Here is a 2,524-nt window from a genome sequence, read left to right on the forward strand (position 1 = left end):
GCCATCGAGGTGGAATTCGAAGGCCCCCAGGGCACGGAGCGGCGGCTCGCGTTTGCCCGATTTCCGGATTTCGGGTCCATGCACGGACACGACCAGGCATTCGAGGGACTGAAGGTCAACCTCTCAGCCGACGTCGAACCGATCTCCGAAACGCCGATCACGGTGATCAGCGGGCCCGACGACCGGCTGGCCGTTCGCTTTCGCCTTGCCGAAAACGATGTGCGGACTCGCCAGATAGCCTTGAATCAAGTCGTCGAGACGCCCTGGCCGGCCCTGAGCCTGACCGTGCTGCAGCGGTTCACCCATGCCCGCGTGGACCGCACCGTGGTCCCGATCGAGCCTCCGCAATCGAATCGCACACCGGCAGTTAAGGTCGAAGTGCACAGCCCGCACGGTTCATCCCAAACGTGGGTCCGATTCGGACAACAGGCGACGGTCGAACTGGACCAGCAGGCTTACCGCTTGGCGTTCGGCCGCAAGGAACTGCCGTTGGGCGCAGCGGTGCGCCTCGAGAAGTTCCAGATCGGCTTCTATCCCGGACGGCAGCAGCCGCGATCGTTCGAGAGCCACCTGACCGTGATCGACCCCGTCACGGAACGGGCACAGAGCAAGCTGATCAGCATGAACCGCCCAGCGGCGGTCGGACCGTACACTCTGTACCAGTCCAGCTATAACACCGATGGCCAACAGACGGTCAGCTTCCTGAGCGTCTCATGGGACCCGGGCAAGCCGGTGGTCTTTACCGGCTATATCCTGGTCACAGTGGGCTTTGTCGCGGTGATCGCGACCCGCGCCGTAAACCGCAGGAAGCGAGTTGCCGCATGATCCGGATCGCCGCGATAGCCTGCCTGCTCGCCGCGGCGGCGGCAAGCCAAGCCGCCCAACCGCCGACCGACCTGGACTATGCGATCGTCCGGTCGATCCCGGTACAGGACCTGGGACGCTGGCCGCCCATGGACACGCTGGCCCGCCAGACCGTCGAAACGATCACCGGCCGCCGGAGCTTTCACGACCGTGATCCGATGACGTGGCTCCTGGCCTGGACGTTCGATCCGCAGCGATGGGCCGCCGAGCCGCTGATCCCCATCGCCAACGCCGAAGTCCGCCGCGAGTTGGAGCTTCCTGCTGAGCGCGAGGTGTTTTCATACGACGAATTGCTCGCCCACCAACCGCTAATGGCGATAATCGACTCGAGCCGGAACCTTCGCGGCCGCAAAGCGAGTCCCTTGGAGACGGTGGTCCGCCGAATCGGCGAGCGCCTGGCCGCCCTCCAGCAGGTCTTCACCGGTCAGACGATCCGGCTCATCCCGGACCCGGACGACCCGATCGCGCCGTGGCGGCCGATCGCGCCGGATCAGTCGCCCAAATCGGTCATCGAGGCATGGTCCAACCTCAAAACGGCTTTCCTGACCAATGACACCGAAGGCTTTGCCTCGGCGTCAACCGAACTCGATGAGGCCCTGGCCGCCCTGCCGGCGGCGCACCGGCCGAGCCCGCACCGGATCGCCACCGAACTGACCTACAACCGCGTTCAGCCGTTCCGCCTGGCCTGGATAATCATGGCGGCCGGAACGGCCATCTCAGCCCTCACGCTGGCGATCCGACGCCCGTGGGCGATCTGGCCCGCCGCGATCCCGCTGATCGCCGGGTTTGTCCTGATCACCGCCGGCCTGTGGCTGCGCGGCCAGATCGCCGGACGCTTGCCCGCGGCCAATATGTACGAGTCGTTGCTGTTCGTCGGCTGGGGGACCGGACTGCTGGCCATCGTCTCCATGATCGTCGTACGCCACCGGGCGGTCCCGTTGACCGCCTCAGCCGTCGGAGCCGCAGCCCTGATGCTCGCGGACCTGACGGGCATGGACGCCGGCATTCGGCCGATCGCACCCGTCCTGCTGGACACAATCTGGATGTCGATCCACGTGCCGGTGATCATGGTTTCCTACTCCGTGCTCGCCCTCGCCGTCCTGCTGGCCCACGTGCAGGTGGTGGCAATGGCGCTCGTCCCTTCACGGCGCGACTTCACCGCGAGGATGGACGATCTGCACTATTGGTACGTACTGGCCGGTTCGCTGCTGCTGTTCGTCGGGATCATCACCGGCAGCATGTGGGCGGCTTCCTCGTGGGGACGGTACTGGGGCTGGGACCCGAAGGAAGTCTGGTCGCTGATCGCCTTTCTCGGCTACGTGACCATTCTGCACATCCGCATCGAAGGCGCCCGCAGCCGACCGTGGCTCCCGATCGCACTGGGCGTCCTCGCCGCGGCGGTGATCGCCCTCACGCTCGCCCCCTTCGGCCGACTGACCGCGTGGATGATCCCAGCCGCCCTGGCGATGGCCGCCGCGGTGGGCCTCTTCATGCTGCCGCGAGGCCCGCTGAGCACCGCGATCAAAAGCATCGGCGCCTTCTGGCTGGTCATCATGACCTACGTCGGCGTCAACTACGTCTTGGGCACAGGCCTCCACAGCTACGGATTCGGCACCGGCGCGGTGGTCCGATGGCTCTTCCTGGCCGCCGCGATCGACGC

The 2,524-nt window shown here is 66.1% G+C and carries 2 protein-coding genes; both read left to right on the plus strand.

The window, feature by feature from the left end:
* Positions 1-825 (plus strand): cytochrome c biogenesis protein ResB (locus GXY33_13610; protein NLX06170.1); only part of this gene is annotated, 825 nt, incomplete at its 5' end.
* Positions 822-2,524: cytochrome c biogenesis protein CcsA (gene ccsA / locus GXY33_13615; GenBank protein ID NLX06171.1), on the plus strand; the 1,703-nt coding region annotated here is incomplete at its 3' end. The genes GXY33_13610 and ccsA, both read left to right, overlap by 4 nt.

The organism is Phycisphaerae bacterium, from assembly GCA_012729815.1.
Taxonomy (GTDB): Bacteria; Planctomycetota; Phycisphaerae; order JAAYCJ01; family JAAYCJ01; genus JAAYCJ01.